The organism is Halomonas alimentaria, assembly GCF_009902005.1.
GTDB lineage: Bacteria > Pseudomonadota > Gammaproteobacteria > Pseudomonadales > Halomonadaceae > Halomonas > Halomonas alimentaria.
Genome location: NZ_WUTT01000001.1, coordinates 2,918,382 through 2,938,261 on the forward strand (window position 1 = coordinate 2,918,382; position 19,880 = coordinate 2,938,261).

Genomic DNA, 19,880 nt, shown 5'->3' on the forward strand with positions numbered 1-19,880 from the left:
CGAGGCGACAAGGCCCCGGCCGAACGCCGGCCGGGGCCCGGGCCTCAGTTGAAATCGACGCCTTGGCCGATCCAGGTGTCGACGATCTCCTGGTAGGTGCCGTCAGCGCGGATCTCGGCTAGTGCCTCGTTGAGCGCCACTCTGAGCTCCGGTGAGCCCTTCTGGACGGCGATGGCGGCCGGGAAGCGCGGCAGCTCGCCGACGTCGACCTGCTTGATGGGCAGGTCGTCCTCGTTGAGCGCCACATAGACCGGGATGTCATCGGCCACCATCACGTCGATGCGCCCGGTGGTGAGGGCGTTGAGCATGTCCGGCAGCCCCTGGAAGGTCTGGTTGCGCCAGCGGCCGTCGGCCTTCTCGGTGGCCCACTGGTTGCCCGTCTCGCCGAGGGTCGAGCCGACCCGCTTGCCCTCGAAGTCGGCGATGCTGGCGACGTCGTCGGTCTCCTCCCGCACCCAGATCGAGAGGCCGGAGCTGTAGTAGGGGTCGGTAAAGTCGACCGCCTTCTGGCGCTCCTCGGTGGCGCTCATGCTGCAGATGCAGGCGTCGAAGCGACCACCGGCCAGGGCGGCGACGATGCCGTTCCAGGGCGAGGTCTGGATGTTGACCTCGACGTCCATCTTCTCGGCCAGGGCCTCGGCGATGTCCACATCGAAGCCGACCAGCTCGCCGTCGGTGTTGACGAAGCTGAAGGGCGGGTAGGCGCCGGAGTTGGCGACCTGGAACACATCCTCCTGGATGGCTGGGAGGTCCCGTGCCTGGGCCGGGAGGGTGGCGAGGGTGACGGCGCCCAGCAGGACCAGGGTGCCGACAAGGGGGCGAACAAGGCGGTTGTTGTGCATTGTCATGTTCGATACCTGCTTGTTGTCGTGGGTGGGTGTTGGCTCGGGTGAGCCTCTTCGGGGGCACGGGACGCCGGGGCGGCCCGCGACGAAGCACTGACTGACGGTGGTGACCTCCTTTCCCGACAGCGAAGTGGGATAGTCGAAACTAGCAGGCGCCAGCGGCGCCTGTCATACGCGCTCGAGGATCACGGCGATGCCCTGGCCGCCACCGATGCAGGCGGCCGCACAGCCGTAGCGTCTGCCTTCGACTGGCAGAATGCGTGCCAGGGTGCCGGCGAGCCGGATGCCGGTGGCGCCGAGCGGATGACCGAGCGCCAGCGCGCCGCCCCAGACGTTGACCCGCTCGGGGTCCAGTGCCAGCTCAGCCATGGCGTGCAGCGGCACGGCGGCGAAGGCCTCGTTGATCTCCCAGATATCGATATTCTCGACGTGGAGGCCGGTCTGCTGCAGCACGCGGCAAATGGCGGCGGCCGCACCGGCGCCCATTCGCTCCGGGGCGACGCCGCAATCGGCCACGCCCACCACCCGGGCCAGGGGCCTGGCGTCATGGCGCGCCAGGGCGTGCTCGGACATCAGCAAGGCGGCGGCGGCCCCGGAGGTGAGCGGCGAACTGTTGCCGGCGGTGACCTTGCCGCCTTCCAGAAATACCGGGTCGAGGCCGGCCAACCGCTCGGCACTGGTGTCGGCGCGGATATTGGCGTCCCGGGCGACCGGTTCGCCCTCGGCGTTGGTCAGGACCAGTCGCTCGTCGTCGAAGCGTCCCGCGGCATCGGCCGCCGCGGCCCTCTGGTGGGAGGCCAGGGCGAAGGCGTCCATGGCCTCGCGCTCGATGCCCGCAGAATCGGCCAGACGCTCGGCGGTCAGGCCCATGTTCAGGGCCACGTCGAGCTCGAGCCAGGGAGCCTGCTGGAGCGCGGCGGGGCTGGTCAGCACGCCTTCCTTGAAGAGCGCCGGCCCCATGGGCACCCGGGTCATGTTCTCGAAGCCGCCGGCGAGGCCCACCTCGATCGCCCCGGCCTGGATCTCCCGGGCGGTGCTGCGCAGGGCGGCCAGCCCCGAGCCGCACTGCTGGTCGATCTGACGGCTGGCGCAGCCGCGGCCTCGCTCCCCCAGGCGTTTGGCGAGCCACAGCGGATAGCGGCCGCCGAAGCCCCACTGCTCCTTCACCGGCAGGGCACAGCCCACACTCAGGTCTTCGACGGCGGCGCCGTCGAGGTCCTGGCGTTCGAGCAGCGCGTCGATCACCCCGGCCAGCAGGGCGTCGCCGCGGGTATCGGCCCAGGCGTCCACCTCCGGCTTGCGGGGATGGGCGCGGCTGAAGCCGCTGCGGGCGTAGTCGGCGATATAGGCGTCCTTCATGCGCTCGGCTCCTCTTGTGCTTGCGTGGCCTGCCGTCCCCAGCGGTGGAGGAACAGCGCATAGGTGGTCAGCACCTGGCGGATGGAGGCGATGTTGACGCACTCGTTCACCCCGTGGATGCGCTCGGCCACCGGGCCGTAGCAGGTGCCGTTGATCCCCCCGGAGACATGAAAGGCGCGCAGGTCGGTGGTGCAGGTGGAGAGGTAGTGGGCCGGCGGCTCCCCGAGCAGCGCCTCGTGGCACGCCGAGAGCAGCCGGATGCCCGGGGTGTCGAGGTCGACCAGGTGCCCTTCGGAGCGGAAGCCGTGGAAGCTCACCCGCGGCGGCGGGGTGGCGTCGTCGAGCTCGGCGTGGCGGGCGGCGATCGCCTCGCGCACCCGTGCCATGGCGTCGTCCGGGGACATGCCCGGGGGGAAGCCGACCCGCCCCTCGAGCACGGCATGGGCCGGCACGCTGGAGGCCCAGTTGCCCCCCTCGATCCGGCCGATGCTGAGGTTGAAGGGGTGGGGGTGGCCTGCGTAGGGCGCCGGGCGCGGCAGGGCGTTGATCTCAGCCTCCAGCGCCTTGAGCGCCGGCAGGTAGAGCTGCAGGGTCTCGATGGCGTTGCGGCCGGCGGACGTATCCAGCACATGGGCGGGCAGGCCCTCGAGATAGAGCCGGAACCACAGTACCCCCACCTGGCCGCTGTAGATCCGGGCGCCGAAGGGCTCGGGGATCAGCACGAAGTCGCCGCCGTAGCCCTGGTGCAGGCAGGCCAGGGCGCCGTTGCCGGTGCACTCCTCCTCGATCACCGTCTGCAGGGTCAGCGGGAAGTCGATGCTCGCCCCGGCCCGGCGCACCGCCGCCACCGCCATCACCATGGCGGCGATGCCGGCCTTCATGTCGCCGGCGCCGCGGCCATAGAGCCAGCCGTCCTGCTCCCAGGGCTCCCAGGGCGGACGGGTCCACATGTCGGTGGGCTCGGCGGGCACCACGTCCAGGTGGCCGTTGAACACCAGGTGCGGGCCCTCGGCCTCGGGGTTGAGCCGCGACACCAGGTTGTAGCGCCCGGCATTGTCCCACTCGGTGGGGGCGCGGTGCGGGTGGTCGGCGAAGCCCGGGGCATCCAGCGGTACCCGGTCCAGCGGCAGGTCGAGCCGTGCGAACCACGCCTCCATGGTGTCCAGCGCCCCCTGCTCCTGGCCCAGCACGCTGTAGCCGCGCACCAAGTCGCGGGTCAGCGCCAGGGTGTCGTCCATCAGCGCCTCGCAGGCCTCGACGATGCGTGTCTCGGTGGCGTCCAGCATCAGAACCTCCCCAGCCGTGATCTATCGATGAGCAGCGGCGCCTCGGTGGCCGCCTCAAGGTCCGCGGGGTCGAGCCCCTCGGCGATCTCCACCACGGCGAGTCCCTCCGCGGTCACGTCCATCACCGCCTTGTCGGTGATGATGCGCGACACGCAGCCGCTGGCGGTGAGCGGCAGGCGGCAGCGCGCCAGGATCTTGGGGTTGCCCTGCTTGTCGTTGTGGGAGCAGAGCACCACCAGCCGCCTGACCTTCTGGGCCAGCTCCATGGCGCCGCCGATGCCCGGCGAGAACTTGCCGGGGATCTTCCAGTTGGCCAGGTTGCCGGCGGCATCCACCTCGAAGGCGCCCATGAAGGTGATGTCGACCCGGCTGCGCCGGATCATGGCGAAGGAGGTGGCGCTGTCGAAGACGCTGGCCCCGGGGCGGGTGGTGATGTAGGCCCCGCCGGCGTCGATCATGTCGTGGTCCGGCGGCTCGCCCTCGCGCCGCGGGCGGCAGCCCAGCACGCCGTTCTCCGAGTGCACCAGCACCTCCAGGTCGTCGGGCAGGTGGTAGAAGAGGCGGGTCGGCAGGCCGATGCCGAGGTTGACGATCTGGCCGGGAAGCACCTCCCGGGCGGCCCGAGCCAGGATGCGCTGGGTATCAGAGGCCATGGGGGCGCACTCCCTGTTCGCTGGTGGCACGCTCGACCTGCACCACCCGGCTGACGAAGGCGCAGGGGGTGTGGATGGCGTCGATGGGCAGCTCGCCCGGGGCGTCGAGGCGATAGGCCTGGGCGATCACCTGGTCCGCGGCCATGGCCATCAGCGGGTTGAAGTTGCCGGCGGTGGCGCGATAGATCAGGTTGCCGTAGCGGTCGGCCCGCTCGGCATGCACCAAGGCGACGTCGGCGTGCAGGGCGGGCTCGATGGCCCAGTGCCGGCCGTCGAGCTCGAGCTCCCGGCGCCCGACGGCGATCTCGGTACCCAGGCCGATGTCGGTGAGGAAGCCCCCATGGCCGGCGCCGGCGCAGCGGATCTTCTCGGCGAGCAGCCCCTGGGGGTGGAAGCTCACCTCGAGCCGCCCGGCGTTCATCGCCTCGATGGCGGTGCGGTTGAGGCCCAGGTGCGAGGTGATCAGGCGCCGCACGCGGCCGGCCTCGATCAGCCTGCCGATGCCGATGCCGGGTTCGTTGGCGTCGTTCTTGATCAGGGTGAGCCCGCCCTGGCCGCTGGCGAGCAGGGCGTCGAGCAGCGCGAAGGGGGTACCCGGCGAGCCGAAGCCACCCACCATGATGGTGGCGCCCTCGGGGATGTCGGCCACCGCCGCCTCGATATCGCACACCTTCTGGTCGAGTCGTGTCATGAGGGGCGCGCCTCCGTCGTGGGGACCGTCAGGGTGTCATCCGCCTCCAGCGAGCGCTCGAAGCGTGCCATGGCACGCCCCAGCCGCTCGAGCAGCAGCGCCACCTCGTCGGCGCCGATGGTCAGCGGCGGGGTGACCAGGAAGTGGTCGCCGGCGACGCCATCCAGGGTGCGGCGGGGGTAGACCAGCAGCCCCTCCTCCCGGGCCAGGGCGGTGATCTGGGCGAAGCGCTGCTGCGCGGCGGGGAAGGGCTCGCGGGTCACCGGGTCGGCCACCAGCTCCACCCCCCACAGCAGGCTCAGGCCGCGTACGTCGCCCACCCAGGGATGGCGTTCGGCGAGGGAGCGCAGGCCGGCGCCGAGCTCTGCCCCCCGCGCCCGGGCGTTCTCCAGCAGGTCCTCGCGGCGGATCGCCTCGATCACGGCCAGCGCGGTGGCGCAGGCCAGCGGGTTGCCGGCGTAGGTGTGGCCATGCTGGAAGCCGCCGCTCTCCATCACCGCCGCGACGATGTCGTCGCGGGCGAGCAGGGCGCCCACCGGGTAGTAGCCGGCACCCAGCCCCTTGGCGGTGGCCAGCAGGTCGGGGGTCACGCCATAGTGCTGGTAAGCGAACCAGGCGCCGGTGCGGCCCACGCCGGTGAGCACCTCGTCGAGGATCAGCAGGCAGCCGAGTTCGTCGCACAGCGTACGCATCCCCTTGAGGTAGCGCTCGCCTAGCAGCCGGGCGCCGGTGCTGGCGCCGCCGATGGGCTCCAGCACCACGCCGATCAGGGTCTCGGGCCCGGCGGCCTCCATGGCCGCGCGGGTCTCGGCCAGCACTCGGTCGATGTGGGCCTCGTCGCTGGCATCGCTATGGCGGTAGAGGTCCGGCCCCGGCACCTTGAGCGAGGCGTGGGTCAGCTCGGCGAAGGGGGCCTCCAGGGGGTGATAGCCGGTGACGCCCAGCGCCCCCAGGGTGCTGCCATGGTAGGAGGGGCGCAGCGATACGAAGCGCCGGCGTTGCGGCTGGCCGGTGGCGACGACGTACTGCCTCGCGAGCTTGAGGGCCGACTCCACGGCCTCGGAGCCGCCGGAGACGAAGAACACCTTCTGCAGGGCGCCGCCGGTGAGATCCACCAGGGCACGCCCCAGCGCCAGCGCCGGGGCATTCTCGAACTGGGTGCGATAGGTGAAGGCGACGCGGTCGAGCTGGGCCAGCATGGCGTCACGGATGTCCTGACGGCCATGGCCCAGGTTGCAGCAGATGGCGCCGGCGCAGCCGTCGAGGTAGTCCTTGCCCTGGGTGTCCCAGAGGGTGATGCCCTGGCCGTGGCTGACCTCCGGCAGGTCGGTGCCACCCTGATAGAAGAGGGGGGATGCGGTCATCCTGGTGCCCTGATGGTTGTTGTTGAGAAGGCGTGTGTCGGATGAGGTCAGTCTAGGTAGTCGCTCCAGAATATTTCAATATATGATATTTAAAGCCAATTCGATGAGTTGAAGTCATGGCAGATGTCTCCCTCCACTCGCTGAAGGCGCTGGCCGTCTTCAAGACCCTGTTCGAGGCGGGCAGCGCCTCCCAGGCGGCGCGCACCCTGGGCATGACGCAGTCCGGGGTCAGCCGCTCGCTGGCCAGGCTCGAGGAGGACCTGGGCCTGAGCCTCTACCATCGCGAGAAGAACCGCCTGGTGGCCACGCCGGAGGCCGGCGAGCTCTACGACGAGATCCTGCGCCTGATGGGCAATATCGAGGAGCTCCGCCACAGCGTCCTGGCGCTCAAGGAGTTCGGCACCTCGCGGCTGCGCATCGCGGCGATCCCCGGCCTCTCCTTCGGCTTCGTGCCGCGCCTGGTGGCGTCGCTGCTGGAGAACCGTCGCTTCAGCGTGAGCCTCGACATGATGTCCAGTCATGAGGTGCAGGCGGCGGTGGAGTCCAGCCACGCCGACATCGGCTTCATCACCCTGCCGGCCACCTCGCCCCAGCTGAACGTCGAGGCGCTGCTCACCACCCAGGCGGTCTGCCTGCTGCCGGCGTCACACCCCCTGGCGGCACAGGACGCGGTGGACGTCACGGCGCTGGCCGACCAGCACCTGGTGATCAGCAACCAGCCGAGCCTCGCCAGCAACCCCCTGCTGGAGCTGCTGGCCCAGCACGGGGTGCGCATCGCCGGCAAGACCGAGGCCAACATCGGCACCATCACGGCGCTGGTGGCCGGCGGCGCGGGCATCACGGTGATGAACCCCATCACCGTCCACGACCAGCTGGGGTGCCACGCGGGGGTGGTGGTGCGCCCCTTCACGCCGGTCATGGGCTTCGACTTCGGCCTGGTCTATCGCCACGAGTGGCGTGACTCCCGGGTGCTGGCCTTCCTGCGCGACCGTGGCCGGGAGCTGCTGGCGGACTATTCCCCCTGAACCGTCGGGGCCGGGGAGGGCGCCTGAAAGGGGTGGGAAAACGGTCGTTCGTTGGCAGGACGTATTGGCCGCGGCGGGGAAGCGCGCTAAGGTGCAGGCTCGTTATCCACTCCACAAGAACGAGGGAACACCATGATGCGGCGTCGAATCCTCTCCGCGGTGCTGGGCTCCATGCTGATGGCCGGGGTGGCCCAGGCCGAGACCGTCAACCTGGGCATCACCCAGATCGTCGAGCATCCGGCGCTGGATGCCAGCCGCCAGGGGGCGCTGGACGAGCTGGCCGAGCGCGGCTATGTGGAGGGCGAGAACCTCGCGATCGACTTCCAGAACGCCCAGGGCAATCCCACCATCGCCGCCCAGATCGCCCGAAAGTTCGCTGGCGAGCGCCCCGACATGGTGCTGGCGATCAGCACCCCCTCGGCCCAGGCCGCGGCCGCGGCGCTGCAGGACGACACCCCCATCGTCTTCACCGCGGTCACCGACCCGCTGCTGGCCAAGCTGGTGAGCGACATGGACGCCCCCGGCGGCCACATCACCGGCGTGGTCGACGCGCCGCCGCTCCAGGCGCAGCTGCAGCTGATCCGCGACATGTTCCCCGAGGCCGAGCGGCTCGGCGTCCTCTACAACCCCGGCGAGGCCAACTCCGTCTCCCAGGCCGAGAAGCTCCAGGCCATGGCCCCCGAGCTCGGCTTCGAGCTGGTCGAGGTGACCGCCTCGCGCACCTCCGAGGTGATGGGCGCGGCACGCAGCCTGGCCGGTCGCGTCGACGCCATCTACGTGCCGGTGGATAACACCGTGGTCTCCGCCCTCGAGAGCGTGCTCAAGGTCAGCTACGACGCCGACATCCCGGTGTTCACCGGCGACAACTCCTCGGTGGAGCGTGGCGCCCTGGCCTCGCTGGGCTTCAGCTACTACGACATGGGCCGCCAGACCGGCGAGATGATGGCGCGCATCCTGGACGGCGAGAAGGCCGGCGACCTGCCGGTGGGCACCGTGGAGAAGCTGGAGCTGATCCTCAACCGCGGCGCCGCCGAGCAGATCGGCTACGAGATCCCGGCCGAGTTCGAGGAGCAGGCGGTCGAGATCTTCGACTGAGGCATGTCACCGGGGAGGGGTGACCCTCCCCGTCACGGAAAGCATTCATGAGTCTTATCGCGTTTCTCGGGGCCATCGAGCTTGGCCTCATCTTCGGTTTCGTCGCCCTCGGCGTCTATCTCTCCTTCCGCGTCCTCGACTTCCCCGACCTCACCGTCGACGGCAGCTTCCCGCTGGGCGCCGCCGTGGCGGCGGTATGGATCGTCGGCGGGGGCAACCCCTGGGTGGGCACCGCCCTGGCGGTGGTCGCCGGCGGCATGGCCGGCATCGTCACCGCCTGGATGGCGGTGAAGCTCAAGATCCTCAACCTGCTGGCGTCGATCCTGTCGATGATCGCGCTCTACTCCATCAACCTGCGGGTGATGGGGCGACCCAACATCGCCCTGCTCACCGAGAGCACCATCTTCACCCCGCTGGAGTCGCTGCCGATGAGCCGCTACATCGTCTATCCGCTGGCGATCCTGGCGGGGCTGGCGGTGGTCACCGCGCTGCTCAACCGCTTCCTCAACAGCGAGGTGGGCCTGGCGATGCGCGCCACCGGCGAGAACGCGCGCATGGCCTCGGGCAACGGCATCAACACCTCGGTGATGGTGCTGGCCGGCATGGCGCTCTCCAACGCCCTGGTGGCGCTGGGCGGGGCGCTGTTCGCCCAGAGCCAGGGCAGCGCCGACGTGACCATGGGCGTGGGCACCATCGTGGTGGGGCTGGCGGCGGTGATCGGCGGGCAGTCGCTGATCCCCGGGCGCACCATCCTGGTGGCCACCCTGGCCTGCATCTTCGGTTCCATCCTCTACCGCCTGATGGTGGCGGTGGCCCTCAACGCCGACTTCATCGGCCTGAAGGCCCAGGACCTCAACCTGGTCACCGCCCTGCTGGTCGGCTTCGCGCTGGTGCTCCCGCGACTCAAGCTCAGGAGACGTAGCGCATGATCGAGTTACAGGATATCCACGTCACCTTCAATCCCGGTACGCCGCTCGAGAACCACGTCCTCAAGGGCATCGACCTGACCATCGACGAGGGCGAGTTCGTCACCGTGATCGGCGGCAACGGCGCCGGCAAGTCGACGCTGCTCAACGTGCTGGCCGGGGAGATCATCGCCCAGCCCGGGCGGGTGCTGATCGGCGGGCGCGACGTCACGCGCCTGGCGGCCTTCAAGCGTGCCGACCTGGTGGCGCGGGTCTACCAGGACCCGCTGGCCGGCACCTGCAGTACCCTGACCCTCGAGGAGAACATGGCCCTGGCCTTCGCCCGCGGGCGGCGTCGGCGCCTGGGGCGGGCCCTTGACGCCAGCCTGCGCAGCCGCCTTCGCGACAACCTGGCGCGCCTGGGTCTGGGGCTGGAGAATCGCCTTCACGACAGCATCGGACTGCTCTCCGGCGGCCAGCGCCAGGCGGTCAGCCTGCTGATGGCGGCGCTGCAGCCCATGGAGATCCTGCTGCTGGATGAGCATACCGCGGCGCTGGACCCGCGCATCGCCAGCTTCGTACTGGAGCTCTCCGCCGATATCATTCGCGAACAGCGTCTCACCGCCCTGATGGTCACCCATAGCATGCGCCAGGCGCTGGACGTGGGCCATCGCACCATCATGATGGACCAGGGCGAGGTGGCCTTCGACGTCAAGGGCGAGGAGCGCGAGGGGCTCGATGTACCGGACCTGCTCAGGCTCTTCGAGCGGGCCCGCGGCGAGCAGGTCGACGACGATTCGCTGCTGCTGGGCTGAAGGAGGCACAAACCATGCGTATCTATCATTCAGACGCCACCAAGGCGCGCCGGGCACGCACGGAACTCGATGGCGGCCAGCTGGTGCCGCCCTGGGAGTGCCCGGAGCGGGTCGACATGATCCTCGCGGGCCTGCGCGAGGCGGGGGTCGGCGAGGTGTTCTCGCCCGCCGAGCACGGCCTGGCACCGGTGCTGGCGGTACATGACGCCGACTACGTCGACTTCCTGGCGAGCTGCTGGGATGACTGGCGGGCGCTGGGTCGCGAGGGCGAGGCGATCGCCTGGGTCTGGCCTACCCGGACCATGCCGGGGCGGCGCATTCCCAGCTGCGTCGACGGGCGCCTGGGGCACTACGCCCTGGGGGCGGATACCTCGATCTGTGCGGGTACCTTCGAGGCGGCCATGGCCAGCAAGGACGTGGCGCTCTCGGCGCTGGACCATGTGCTGGCGAGTGGTGAGCCGGCCTTCGGGCTGTGCCGTCCGCCGGGGCATCATGCCGCCGTGGACCAGTTCGGCGGCTACTGCTTCTTCAATAATGCCGCGGTCGCCGCCCAGCGGGCGCTGGACGCGGGCCTGTCACGGGTGGCGATCCTCGATGTGGACTTCCACCATGGCAACGGTACCCAGCAGATCTTCGAGCGGCGCAGCGATGTGCTGTTCGTGTCGATCCACGGCGACCCCATGACCTGCTTCCCCTACTTCATGGGCCATGCCGATGAGGTGGGCGAGGGCGACGGGGCGGGCTATACCGTCAACTATCCGCTGCCGGAAGGCAGCAGCGCCGAAGTCTGGTTCCACGTGCTGGAGGCCGCCAAGGAGCGTATCCGCGAGGCGGGCTGCGAGCTGCTGATCGTGTCGCTGGGGGTGGACACCTTCGCGGGCGACCCGATCAGCGCCTTCACCCTGGCAAGCGAAGACTTCACCGAGATGGGCCGCCGTCTGGCGGCGTTGGGCCTGCCCACCCTGGTACTGATGGAGGGCGGCTATGCGGTGGCGGAGATCGGCACCAACGTGGCCAACGTGCTCGGCGGCTTCGAGCAGGGCCAGGCCGCGAAGCGGGGGTAGGGCCTACTCCCGCTCGCCCTGTGAGCGCATGCCGCGCTGGCGCTGCTGCACCTGCATGGCGTCCATGCGGGACTTGAGGGCGCTCTGGGTGGCCTGCAGCGCCTCGGCACGGATCTCCGCCTTGGTGGCCCGCTGGGCGGCTTCCTGGGCCTGCTTCTGCGCCTCCTGCTTGGCGCGCTCCACGGCGTCCAGGCGTGCCTTCTGCTCGGCGCGCATCTCGGTGACTTCCTGGCGCTGACGGGCGCGCTCCTCCTGGATCTCACGCTTGAGCTGGCCGATCTGCTCGGCCTTCTCGCGAGCCTGTTCCAGGGCGCCGTCGCGCTGGCTCTCCGCCACGGCCTGGGCACGTTCGGCCTTGATTCGCTCCTCGTCCACGGCACGCGTCTCGCGTTCGGCGCTCAGGCGCGCCTGCTGGGCCTCGTCCAGCTGCTCGCGCAGCATGGCCACCTGCTGGCGGTGCTGAATCAGCCCCTCCTGAGCCTCCCGGGCCAGCTGCTGCTCTCGCTCCAGCTCATCGCGCAGGCCGTCGCGTTCGGCCTGCAGGGCGCTGCAGCGCTCGCTGGTGGCCCTGGCCTCGCGCTCGACCTGCTCGAGACGCCGCTCCAGCTCGAGATTGCGTCGCTCCAGGGCCTCGCCGATCTCGGCCAGGGTGGTGGCATCGGCGCGCGCCTCCTCAGCCAGTCGCTGGCCCTCGCTCAGGCCGCTCTCGGCATGCGCCGCCAGCTCCCGTTCCAGGGCGTCGATCAGCCCCGCGGGGAGCCGCGGGGCAGGCGGCTCGGGGACAGTACGGGCGTCACGCCAGGTGCTCAGGTGTCGCTGGGCGATGTTGGGCGAGCCGGTGCCGAGCAGCTCCAGCACCCGCTGCAGGGTCGGCTCGGCACCACGCTGCTCCAGATTCTCGGCGGCGGCGGCGACCTGCGCATAGGTGAGCGATGCGGTGGCGTGGGCGGGGTCTTGGGGTTGGCTCATGGTGTCGTCGTCCCTGTAATGGCCAGTGGCGGCCAGACTAGCACAGCCGCGCGGCGGCGGGCATGGTGGCTCGCTTTCCGCGGCGTCCCCCGGGCGCTAGAATGAAGGCTTCATGCCGGCCTCGCCGGCTTTCGTTTTCCCGCAAGGATATCGCGCCGCATGAGCTATCAGGTTCTGGCCCGCAAGTGGCGACCGCGCACCTTCCATGAACTGGTCGGCCAGGAGCACGTCCAGCGGGCACTGGTCAATGCGCTGGACCAGGGGCGCTTGCATCACGCCTACCTGTTCACCGGCACCCGCGGGGTGGGCAAGACGACCCTGGCGCGCATCCTCGCCAAGTGCCTCAACTGCACCGCCGGTGGGCGGGGCGACGAGGGCGTGACCTCCACTCCCTGCGGCGAGTGCGACAGCTGCCGGGCCATCGACGAGGGGCGCTTCGTTGACCTGATCGAGGTGGACGCTGCCTCGCGCACCAAGGTGGAGGACACCCGCGAGCTGCTCGACAACGTGCAGTACGCGCCGACCCAGGGTCGCTACAAGGTGTACCTGATCGACGAGGTGCACATGCTCTCCACCAGCAGCTTCAATGCGCTGCTCAAGACCCTGGAGGAGCCGCCACCCCATGTGAAGTTCCTGCTGGCCACCACCGACCCGCAGAAGCTGCCCCCCACGGTGCTGTCACGCTGCCTGCAGTTCACCCTCAAGCACATGCCGCCGGAGCGCATCGTCGAGCACCTCGCCAAGGTGCTCGAGGCCGAGTCGGTGTCCTTCGAGGAGAGCGCCCTGTGGCTGCTTGGGCGGGCCGCCGAGGGCTCCATGCGCGATGCCATGAGCCTCACCGACCAGGCCATCGCCTTCGGCCAGGGGCGCGTCGAGCATGCCGACGTGGCGGCCATGCTGGGCACCCTCGACCAGCGCCATGTGCTGGCGCTGGTCGAGGCCCTGGCGGAGGTGGATGCCGCGCGGCTGCTCGCCGAGGTGGCGAACCTTGCCGAGCGTGCCCCGGACTTCGCCGGCGTGCTCGACGAGGTGACCGCCGTGCTGCACCGGCTGGCCATCGCCCAAATGGTGCCCGAGGCCCTGGACAACGCCCAGGGGGATCGCGAGGCGCTGCTGGCGCTCGCCTCGCGGTTCACCGCCGAGGACGTGCAGCTCTACTACCAGATCGGTATCCAGGGGCGTGGCGACATGGCCAGTGCCCCGGACCTGCGTACCGCGCTCGAGATGACCCTGCTGCGCATGCTGGCCTTTCGCCCCCAGGGCGTGCCCCGGCCGGCGACGACGCCACTGCCGCTGCGTGGTGCGCCCGGGGAGGGTGGGTCGACGCCGTCTGCCGACCAGTCGGAGGGGCTGGCGGCTGGCGGGGCGCCCCCGTCCGGGGCGTCTGCGGAGCCGGCTTCCGAATCGAGCTCCCGGGAACCATCGCCGCCCTGGGTCGAGGCCGAACCGGCACCCGAGTCGGGCCCGGCAACATCATCGCCGCCAGAGCCAGAGCCAGAGCCAGAGCCAGAGCCAGAGCCAGAGCCTGCGGCATCCCGGCCGCCAACGCCGCCCGTCGACGCGGCACCGCTCGAGCCCTCCGCCCCCGTCGAGGATACCCCACCGCCTGCCGCCCCATCGGCCGACCAGGCCGCAGGCCCCGACGCTGCGGAACCCGAGCCGGCGGCGGTGTCAAACGCAGCGGATGGTCGCTTCAGCCACGCCGACTGGCTGGCCGGCTTCGAGGCGCTGGGCCTGGGTGGCCTGACCCGCAACCTGGCCGCCGGCTGTGTGGTGGAGGAGGATGACGGCGAGCGGCTGAAGCTGCGCCTCGACCCGACCCTTTCCGCCATGCGCGCCGAGATCCATATCGAGCGCATGCAGCAGGCCCTGGCCGAGCACGGTGTCCCGCGCCGGCTGGTGGTCGAGGAGGGCGAGATTCCGTCGAGCCTCGAGACTCCCCGCCAGCAGGCCGAACGTCTGGCGGCCCAGCGTCATGCCGCCGCGGTTGAGGCGCTGGGGAGCGACCCCCATGTACAGCAACTTCAGCAGGCCTTCGGCGCCCGGCTGATCGAGTCCACGGTGAAACCCGCCGGCGACCTACATTAGACGACCAGAGAGGACACACCATGTTCAATAAAGGTGGAATGGGCAACATCATGAAGCAGGCCCAGGAGATGCAGGAGAAGATGCAGCGCGTCCAGGAGGAGGTCGCCCGCGCCGAGGTGCTGGGTGAGGCGGGCGCGGGCATGGTCAAGGTGACCATGAATGGCCGCCACGATGTCAGCAAGGTGGATATCGACCAGAGCGTCATGGAGGAGGACAAGGAACTGCTCGAGGACCTGCTGGCCGCCGCGGTGAATGATGCCGTGCGCAAGGTCGAGGCCAACTCCAAGGCCAAGATGGAAGAGGCGACCGCTGGCCTGAACTTGCCGCCCGGTTTCAAGATGCCGTTCTGACGATGAGCTTTTCACCCCTCATCGAGAAACTGATGGAGTCGCTGCGGGTGCTGCCCGGCGTGGGGCCCAAGACCGCCCAGCGCATGGCCATGCACCTGCTGGAGCGCGACCGCGACGGTGGGCGGCGCCTGGCCGCGGTGCTCGAGGATGCCCTGGAGCGCGTCGGCTACTGCCGGCGCTGTCGCACCCTCACCGAGGATGAGGTATGCGCGTTGTGCGAGAGCACCCGTCGTGACGATGGCCTGCTCTGCGTGGTGGAGTCGCCCGCCGACCAGCTCGCCATCGAGGAGGCCGGCGGTTATCGCGGCCGCTACTTCGTGCTGCACGGCCATCTCTCGCCCCTCGACGGCATCGGCCCCGAGGACCTGGGCCTCGACGCTCTCGAGTCGCGGGTCGCCGAGGAGGGGGTCGAGGAGGTGATACTCGCTACCAACCCCACGGTCGAGGGCGAGGCCACCGCCCACTATATTGCCGCCCAGCTCACGGCCCACGGCGTACGCCTGTCGCGCCTCGCCTATGGCGTGCCCATGGGTGGCGAGCTGGAGTATGTCGATGGTGGCACCCTGAGCCGCGCCTTCAATGGCCGCCTGCCGTTCCGAGGCGACTGAGCCCACGCCCGCTCGCCTCATTCCCTTTCAACACTGCCGGAACCCCGATGCCCCTGACCCCCGAGATTCACTGGATCGATACCCCCGAGGCCCTGGATGCCGCCTGCCAGGCGGTGGCCGACGCCGATGTCATCGCCCTGGATACCGAGTTCTTCCGCGAGAACACCTTCTACCCGGTGCCGGCGCTGATCCAGTTCTCCGCCGGAGGCCCGGCCTGGCTGGTCGACCCCCAGGCCGTGGCCTGCACCGATGCCTTCCGCCGCCTGCTGGCCGAGGGCCCGCTCAAGCTGCTTCACGCCGCCAGCGAGGACCTGGAAGTCTTCACGCGCTGGGCCGGGGTGACACCGCGTCCGCTGGTGGATACCCAGGTCGCCCAGGGGCTGCTCGGCGACAATCCCGCCATGGGCTACCAGAAGTTGGTGGAGCACTGGGTCGGCGAGAGCCTGCCCAAGGACGAGACCCGCTCCGACTGGCTGGTGCGCCCGCTCTCCGAGACACAGCGCCAGTACGCCGCCCTGGATGTGGTCTACCTGGTGCAGGTGTGGGAGCAGCAGTGCCGCGAGCTCGAGCGCCTGGGGCGCCGCGACTGGCTGGAGGCCGACGGCGAGGCGATGCTGGCCCAGGCCGAGCGCAGCGTGGCTGCCGACGGCCAGTGGTACCTGCGCCAGCGCCAGCTGTGGCGCCTGGCGCCACGCCAGATCGAGGCCTACCGGCGACTGACCACCTGGCGCGAAGGCGAGGCACGTGCCCGCAACCTGCCGCGGGGCTGGCTGGTTCACGACCGTGTGCTGTTCGCCATCGCCGAGGCGATGCCGGAGAACCGCTTCGAGCTATCGCGGCTCGAGGACGTCAAGCCGAGCCTGGTCAAGCGCGACGGCGATACCCTGCTGGCCCTGGTAGCCGAGGCGCGGCATTGCGACGCGGCCGAGTTGCCCGGAGAGCTGCCGTCACCCATGGAGCCCGAGTTCAAGCGCGGCATCAAGGCGTTGAAGAAGGTGGTCAATGCCGAGGCCGAGGCGCTTGGGCTGGCCCCGGAGGTGCTGCTGCGGCGCCGCGACCTGGAAGCCCTGCTGACCGCCCACCTGGAGGGAGAAGCCCCACCGCTGCCGCAGGGCTGGCGCGGTGAGCGCCTGAACACGGGCCTGGTGAAGGCCCTGGAGGAGCTGCCCCGATGAGTGATGACCGGATGTCCGGCAATCGCCTGCTGTGCCAGGTGTTCAAGAGTCCGCTCAAGGAGGAGATGTATCTCTACGTCGACAAGCGCGAGGGCGTGGAGCGCGTGCCCGAGCCGCTGCTTGCGCGCTTCGGCAAGCCGCAACCGGCCATGACGCTGATCCTCAGCCCCGAGAAGCGGCTGGGCCGTGCCCGCGCCGACGAGGTGATGCAGGCGATCCGCGACAAGGGGTTCTACCTGCAGATGCCCCCCGCCAAGGAGGAGTACCTGCTGGATCTCTACCGCACCCCCACCGAGGCGCGCTATTGATTGACCTCGCCCGATGCCGCGCGAAGCTGCGGGAACCCCTCTTAACCCAGGGGCGCCGGGGGCAGGCCGAAGAGGAGGTCCTACGCCAGGGAAGGCGTCGGTAGCGTACAGGGAGGTATTCACAGCGCCTCCTCGACGGTCCGGCGCTCCGGGGCCTGTCACCGGGTCAGCCCCGAGATGCCTGCTCTTCAGCAGGATGACTGGAAGGTGCCATGCGAGAACGTTTCTGGGAGCAGTATCCCCTCGAGGAGCTCACCGCCGAGGAGTGGGAGGCGCTCTGCGACGGCTGCGGCCAGTGCTGCCTGCTCAAGTTCCAGGATGACGAGACCGGCGAACTGGCGGTGCTCAACCTGGCCTGCGAGCTGCTGGATATCCACAGTTGCCGCTGCAGCGACTATCCCAATCGTCTGGCGCGGGTGCCGGAGTGCACCCAGCTGACGCCGGAGCGGGTGGATGAGTTTCGCTGGCTGCCGCGCTCCTGCGCCTACCGTCGGGTCGCCGAGGGGCGCAAGCTGGCCGCCTGGCATCCGCTGCTCAGCGGTGACCCCGAGCGCGTCCATCGCAAGGGCGTCAGCGTGCGCAGCTTCGCCGTCTCCAGCCGCGGGGTCCCCGAGGAGCACTACGAGGACCACATCATCGCGGTGATACCCATCGATTGATTGTCCGGGGGCAGCCCTCGGCTCCCCCGTTGCGCGGCAGGCTAGGCTTCGAGGTGCACCACGCCCAGCGCCCAGAGGATATAGGCGTCCTGGCGGGCGCCGTCGTGCCATGCCTTGAAGCGACCCGAGGCACCGCCGTGGCCGGCGGCCATGTCGGTGCGCAGCAGCACCGGCCCGCGTGCGCTGCCCAGTTCGGTAAGCCGCGCATAGAGCTTGGCCGGCTCCCAGTAGGGCACCCGGGTGTCGTGCCAACTGCCCTGCAGGAACAGCGTGGGGTAGGGGGCCTTGGCGAGGTTGTCCAGCGGTGAGTAGGCGCCGATGCGCCGCCGGGCATCGGGGTCGTCGGGGTTGCCCCACTCGGTGTATTCGGCGGTGGTCAGCGGCAGGTCGGGGTTCTCCATGGTGCGCAGCACGTCCACGAAGGGCACGTCGAGCACCGCCGCACAGAAGGCCTCCGGTGCCAGGTTGAGGCTGGCACCCACCAGCAGGCCGCCGGCGCTGGCTCCGTAGGCTGCGATGCGCTCGCCGTCGCCGATGCCGTGCTCCACCAGGGCGTCGCGTGCGGCCAGGAAGTCGCGGAAGCTGTTGGCCTTGTGCTCGAGCTTGCCGGCCAGGTACCAGGGCTCGCCACGGTCGCCACCGCCTCGCACGTGGGCCACGGCAAAGGCCACGCCGCGGGAGAGCAGCTCCAGGCGGGCCACCGAGAACCAGGGATCCAGCACCTCGCCGTAGGCGCCGTAACCATAGAGCAGGGTCGGCAACGGGTGTCCGACCAGGTCGGCGCGCATCACCACCGAGACCGGGATGCGCTCGCCGTCGTGGGAGGACGCCCACAGCCGCTCGCAGGCGAGCTGCTCGGGCCTGAGGTCACCGTGGATCGGCTGCTGCTTGAGCAGGCGGCGCGCGCCACTGTCCAGGTCGTGCTCGATCCAGCTGACCGGCAGCACGAAGGACTCTTCACGCAGGCGCAGGCGGCGGCTGTCGAAGTGGGGCTCGTCGCCCAGCGCCAGACTGCATGGCGTTTCCGGCAGCGGCAGGCGTTCGTCCCGGGTGACGGCGTGGTCGGGATCGAACTCCATGACCCTCAGGTGCACCTGGGCCTCGTCATGGTCGCGCTCGGTGATCACCAGCCCCCAGCTGAAGGCGTCGACGTCCTCCAGGGTATGGCTGTCGCGGTGGGCGATCAGCGGTTGCCAGCTTTCGGCGTCGGCGCCGCTGTCGAGGCGCGACTCCGCCAGCCGGTCGAGGCGGAAATGGGTCGCGCCGCGGTTGTGCAGCAGGTAGAAGTGCCCGGGGCGATGGTCCAGGGCGAGCTCCACGCCGCTCTCCCGGGGACGGAAGCAGCGCGGTGGCGTGGCCGGGGCATGGGCCGGTATCAGGTGGCACTCGCTGGTGTCCTTGGAGGCGCTCTCCAGCACCAGCCACTCCCGGGAGCGGGTCTTGCCCAGGCCCAGCCAGAACTCCGGGTCCTCCTCGCGCAGCACCAGCACGGGTTCGTCCGCCTCGCCCTCGGTCAGCCCCAGGCGCCATACGCTCTCGGGGCGCTGGGTGGCGTCGTAGCGGGTAAACAGCAGGGTGGCATCGTCCTCGGCCCAGCTCAGCTCGGCGCCGATGCCCTCCAGCAGGCGCACGGGGTCGCCGTCGGGGAGTCGGGCCAGGAAGAGGTCGAACATCTCGTCGCCGGTGGTGTCCTCGGTCCAGGCCAGCCAGCGCTCGTCAGGCGACAGGGCCATGTCGCCGAGCTCGAGGAAGTCGTGGGCCGCGGCGCGGGCCTCCAGGTCGAGGAAGGGCGCGGCGCGGTCGGGCTTGCCATTGGGGTGGCGCCACCACACCGGATAGTCGGCATCGGCGGCGGTCTCGCTCCAGTAGGTATAGTGGTCCAGCGGCGTGCGCAGGCCGTGGACGGCGAGCTCGCGACGCGCCAGGTGGCCGTGGTAGAGGCGCTCGACGAGGTCCTCCAGCGGGGCGAACCAGGCATCGCACTCGGCGTTGGCGGCCTCCAGGAAGCCGGTTACCTCCGGGTCCTCGCGCGCCTCCAGCCAGTGCCACTCGGGGTCGTCGGGACGACGGAAGCGAGAAACCGGTGAGGAAAGGGGGCGGTCGGGGTGCTGCGGCGGCTGTGCTTTCATGGCGCGGGATGTACCATACTCGAATGAGAGAAAAGTGAGGTGGCAATGCCTATTACCGAATCGATGAGCCTACTATGGCTGAGCTACGGCGTATTGTCGCTGGTGGTGTTGCTCACCGGCTACCTGGGGCTGGCCTTCCTGCCACGCCTGCTGCGGCTGCCGATCACCTGGCTGGTGGCGGGTGTGATGTGGATGCCGGCGCGCTTCCGCCTGCCGCTGCTCGAGGAGGGGGATTTCTATACCGGCCTCGCGCCCGCGGTGGTCGTGGCGACGGTGGCCTTTCTCGAACGCAATGCCGAGGCGTTGATGCCGGCCCTGACCCTGACGCTGCTGGGCGCGGGGCTGGGGGCTGTCTTCGGACTGCTGCTGTGGTGGCTCGGCAGGCGGCGTGACGGGGCGCAAGTCAGGCAGGAGCCCGAGGATGATGCCGACGATCGGCGTGGTGCCGAGCGCCGGGAGCCGGTGATCGGCTAGTTCGACCAGGGGTGATTG

Annotated in this window: 20 protein-coding genes; 12 read left to right on the forward strand and 8 right to left on the reverse strand. The window is 70.0% G+C overall.

Features of this window, described 5'->3' with window-relative positions:
• Window positions 1-44 precede the first annotated feature (44 nt).
• The 6 genes from GRB96_RS13785 to GRB96_RS13810 all read right to left on the reverse strand — a co-directional run bounded on the left by GRB96_RS13785 (window position 45) and on the right by GRB96_RS13810 (window position 6,198).
• On the reverse strand, window positions 45-848 hold the full coding sequence (locus tag GRB96_RS13785; RefSeq protein WP_240894175.1) for a transporter substrate-binding domain-containing protein: 804 nt from the start codon (window positions 846-848) through the stop codon (window positions 45-47).
• 165 nt (window positions 849-1,013) lie between these two features.
• Complete coding sequence (locus GRB96_RS13790) at window positions 1,014-2,204, reverse strand: acetyl-CoA C-acyltransferase (RefSeq protein ID WP_161432662.1); 1,191 nt, start codon at window positions 2,202-2,204, stop codon at window positions 1,014-1,016.
• Window positions 2,201-3,490, reverse strand: coding sequence for an ArgE/DapE family deacylase (locus GRB96_RS13795; RefSeq protein WP_161432663.1), 1,290 nt, complete (start codon window positions 3,488-3,490; stop codon window positions 2,201-2,203). Before GRB96_RS13795 ends, GRB96_RS13790 begins: the two co-directional genes overlap by 4 nt.
• Window positions 3,490-4,143: a 3-oxoacid CoA-transferase subunit B gene (locus GRB96_RS13800; protein ID WP_023006017.1), complete on the reverse strand. Its 654-nt coding sequence runs from the start codon at window positions 4,141-4,143 to the stop codon at window positions 3,490-3,492. Before GRB96_RS13800 ends, GRB96_RS13795 begins: the two co-directional genes overlap by 1 nt.
• A complete protein-coding gene (locus GRB96_RS13805) occupies window positions 4,133-4,834 on the reverse strand; it encodes a CoA transferase subunit A (RefSeq protein WP_023006016.1) in 702 nt (233 codons plus the stop codon). The genes GRB96_RS13800 and GRB96_RS13805 overlap by 11 nt, the downstream gene beginning before the upstream one ends.
• The gene (locus GRB96_RS13810) at window positions 4,831-6,198 is read right to left on the reverse strand and encodes an aminotransferase family protein (protein WP_161432664.1); all 1,368 of its coding nucleotides are present in this window, start codon (window positions 6,196-6,198) and stop codon (window positions 4,831-4,833) included. Before GRB96_RS13810 ends, GRB96_RS13805 begins: the two co-directional genes overlap by 4 nt.
• Before the next feature lie 116 nt (window positions 6,199-6,314).
• Between GRB96_RS13810 and GRB96_RS13815 the strand changes: the two genes are divergently transcribed.
• From GRB96_RS13815 to GRB96_RS13835, 5 genes are all read left to right on the forward strand, one after another.
• Entirely contained in the window at window positions 6,315-7,223 is a 909-nt protein-coding gene (locus tag GRB96_RS13815; protein ID WP_161432665.1) for a LysR family transcriptional regulator, read from the forward strand.
• A 132-nt stretch (window positions 7,224-7,355) separates the two neighbouring features.
• Window positions 7,356-8,318: an ABC transporter substrate-binding protein gene (locus GRB96_RS13820; protein ID WP_240894176.1), complete on the forward strand. Its 963-nt coding sequence runs from the start codon at window positions 7,356-7,358 to the stop codon at window positions 8,316-8,318.
• Window positions 8,319-8,365: 47 nt separating this feature from the next.
• On the forward strand, window positions 8,366-9,247 hold the full coding sequence (locus tag GRB96_RS13825; RefSeq protein WP_161432666.1) for an ABC transporter permease: 882 nt from the start codon (window positions 8,366-8,368) through the stop codon (window positions 9,245-9,247).
• Window positions 9,244-10,038: an ABC transporter ATP-binding protein gene (locus GRB96_RS13830; protein ID WP_161432667.1), complete on the forward strand. Its 795-nt coding sequence runs from the start codon at window positions 9,244-9,246 to the stop codon at window positions 10,036-10,038. Before GRB96_RS13825 ends, GRB96_RS13830 begins: the two co-directional genes overlap by 4 nt.
• Window positions 10,039-10,052: 14 nt before the next feature.
• Complete coding sequence (locus GRB96_RS13835; protein WP_161432668.1) at window positions 10,053-11,102, forward strand: histone deacetylase family protein; 1,050 nt, start codon at window positions 10,053-10,055, stop codon at window positions 11,100-11,102.
• Between the two features lie 3 nt (window positions 11,103-11,105).
• On the opposite strand, the gene GRB96_RS13840 is transcribed toward GRB96_RS13835, so the two are convergent.
• A complete protein-coding gene (locus GRB96_RS13840) occupies window positions 11,106-12,071 on the reverse strand; it encodes a DNA-binding protein (protein WP_161432669.1) in 966 nt (321 codons plus the stop codon).
• 159 nt (window positions 12,072-12,230) lie between these two features.
• Here GRB96_RS13840 and dnaX point away from each other — a divergent pair, with 159 nt between their 5' ends.
• From dnaX to GRB96_RS13870, 6 genes are all read left to right on the forward strand, one after another.
• Entirely contained in the window at window positions 12,231-14,159 is a 1,929-nt protein-coding gene (dnaX, locus tag GRB96_RS13845) for a DNA polymerase III subunit gamma/tau (protein ID WP_161432670.1), read from the forward strand.
• A 20-nt stretch (window positions 14,160-14,179) separates the two neighbouring features.
• A complete protein-coding gene (locus tag GRB96_RS13850; RefSeq protein ID WP_161432671.1) occupies window positions 14,180-14,509 on the forward strand; it encodes a YbaB/EbfC family nucleoid-associated protein in 330 nt (109 codons plus the stop codon).
• 2 nt (window positions 14,510-14,511) lie between these two features.
• Window positions 14,512-15,117 (forward strand): recombination mediator RecR, encoded by a 606-nt coding sequence (recR, locus tag GRB96_RS13855; RefSeq protein ID WP_161432672.1) that lies wholly within the window; start codon window positions 14,512-14,514, stop codon window positions 15,115-15,117.
• Window positions 15,118-15,164: 47 nt separating this feature from the next.
• On the forward strand, window positions 15,165-16,292 hold the full coding sequence (rnd, locus tag GRB96_RS13860) for a ribonuclease D (RefSeq protein WP_161432673.1): 1,128 nt from the start codon (window positions 15,165-15,167) through the stop codon (window positions 16,290-16,292).
• The gene (locus GRB96_RS13865) at window positions 16,289-16,600 is read left to right on the forward strand and encodes a YcgL domain-containing protein (protein WP_161432674.1); all 312 of its coding nucleotides are present in this window, start codon (window positions 16,289-16,291) and stop codon (window positions 16,598-16,600) included. The genes rnd and GRB96_RS13865 overlap by 4 nt, the downstream gene beginning before the upstream one ends.
• A 212-nt stretch (window positions 16,601-16,812) precedes the next feature.
• Window positions 16,813-17,259 (forward strand): YcgN family cysteine cluster protein, encoded by a 447-nt coding sequence (locus tag GRB96_RS13870; RefSeq protein WP_205743544.1) that lies wholly within the window; start codon window positions 16,813-16,815, stop codon window positions 17,257-17,259.
• A 41-nt stretch (window positions 17,260-17,300) separates the two neighbouring features.
• Here GRB96_RS13870 and GRB96_RS13875 read toward each other — a convergent pair whose 3' ends face one another.
• Entirely contained in the window at window positions 17,301-19,388 is a 2,088-nt protein-coding gene (locus tag GRB96_RS13875; protein WP_161432675.1) for a S9 family peptidase, read from the reverse strand.
• A gap of 45 nt (window positions 19,389-19,433) precedes the next feature.
• Between GRB96_RS13875 and GRB96_RS13880 the strand changes: the two genes are divergently transcribed.
• Window positions 19,434-19,862 (forward strand): hypothetical protein, encoded by a 429-nt coding sequence (locus GRB96_RS13880; RefSeq protein WP_161432676.1) that lies wholly within the window; start codon window positions 19,434-19,436, stop codon window positions 19,860-19,862.
• Window positions 19,863-19,880 lie beyond the last annotated feature (18 nt).

What these genes read in the sequence shown, in the direction of transcription:
- GRB96_RS13785 (WP_240894175.1), bottom strand. Translation starts at nt 848, where the DNA reads ATGACAATGCACAACAACCGCCTTGTTCGCCCCCTTGTCGGCACCCTG.
- GRB96_RS13790 (WP_161432662.1), bottom strand. Translation starts at nt 2,204, where the DNA reads ATGAAGGACGCCTATATCGCCGACTACGCCCGCAGCGGCTTCAGCCGC.
- GRB96_RS13795 (WP_161432663.1), bottom strand. Translation starts at nt 3,490, where the DNA reads ATGCTGGACGCCACCGAGACACGCATCGTCGAGGCCTGCGAGGCGCTG.
- GRB96_RS13800 (WP_023006017.1), bottom strand. Translation starts at nt 4,143, where the DNA reads ATGGCCTCTGATACCCAGCGCATCCTGGCTCGGGCCGCCCGGGAGGTG.
- GRB96_RS13805 (WP_023006016.1), bottom strand. Translation starts at nt 4,834, where the DNA reads ATGACACGACTCGACCAGAAGGTGTGCGATATCGAGGCGGCGGTGGCC.
- GRB96_RS13810 (WP_161432664.1), bottom strand. Translation starts at nt 6,198, where the DNA reads ATGACCGCATCCCCCCTCTTCTATCAGGGTGGCACCGACCTGCCGGAG.
- GRB96_RS13815 (WP_161432665.1), top strand. Translation starts at nt 6,315, where the DNA reads ATGGCAGATGTCTCCCTCCACTCGCTGAAGGCGCTGGCCGTCTTCAAG.
- GRB96_RS13820 (WP_240894176.1), top strand. Translation starts at nt 7,356, where the DNA reads ATGATGCGGCGTCGAATCCTCTCCGCGGTGCTGGGCTCCATGCTGATG.
- GRB96_RS13825 (WP_161432666.1), top strand. Translation starts at nt 8,366, where the DNA reads ATGAGTCTTATCGCGTTTCTCGGGGCCATCGAGCTTGGCCTCATCTTC.
- GRB96_RS13830 (WP_161432667.1), top strand. Translation starts at nt 9,244, where the DNA reads ATGATCGAGTTACAGGATATCCACGTCACCTTCAATCCCGGTACGCCG.
- GRB96_RS13835 (WP_161432668.1), top strand. Translation starts at nt 10,053, where the DNA reads ATGCGTATCTATCATTCAGACGCCACCAAGGCGCGCCGGGCACGCACG.
- GRB96_RS13840 (WP_161432669.1), bottom strand. Translation starts at nt 12,071, where the DNA reads ATGAGCCAACCCCAAGACCCCGCCCACGCCACCGCATCGCTCACCTAT.
- dnaX (WP_161432670.1), top strand. Translation starts at nt 12,231, where the DNA reads ATGAGCTATCAGGTTCTGGCCCGCAAGTGGCGACCGCGCACCTTCCAT.
- GRB96_RS13850 (WP_161432671.1), top strand. Translation starts at nt 14,180, where the DNA reads ATGTTCAATAAAGGTGGAATGGGCAACATCATGAAGCAGGCCCAGGAG.
- recR (WP_161432672.1), top strand. Translation starts at nt 14,512, where the DNA reads ATGAGCTTTTCACCCCTCATCGAGAAACTGATGGAGTCGCTGCGGGTG.
- rnd (WP_161432673.1), top strand. Translation starts at nt 15,165, where the DNA reads ATGCCCCTGACCCCCGAGATTCACTGGATCGATACCCCCGAGGCCCTG.
- GRB96_RS13865 (WP_161432674.1), top strand. Translation starts at nt 16,289, where the DNA reads ATGAGTGATGACCGGATGTCCGGCAATCGCCTGCTGTGCCAGGTGTTC.
- GRB96_RS13870 (WP_205743544.1), top strand. Translation starts at nt 16,813, where the DNA reads ATGCGAGAACGTTTCTGGGAGCAGTATCCCCTCGAGGAGCTCACCGCC.
- GRB96_RS13875 (WP_161432675.1), bottom strand. Translation starts at nt 19,388, where the DNA reads ATGAAAGCACAGCCGCCGCAGCACCCCGACCGCCCCCTTTCCTCACCG.
- GRB96_RS13880 (WP_161432676.1), top strand. Translation starts at nt 19,434, where the DNA reads ATGCCTATTACCGAATCGATGAGCCTACTATGGCTGAGCTACGGCGTA.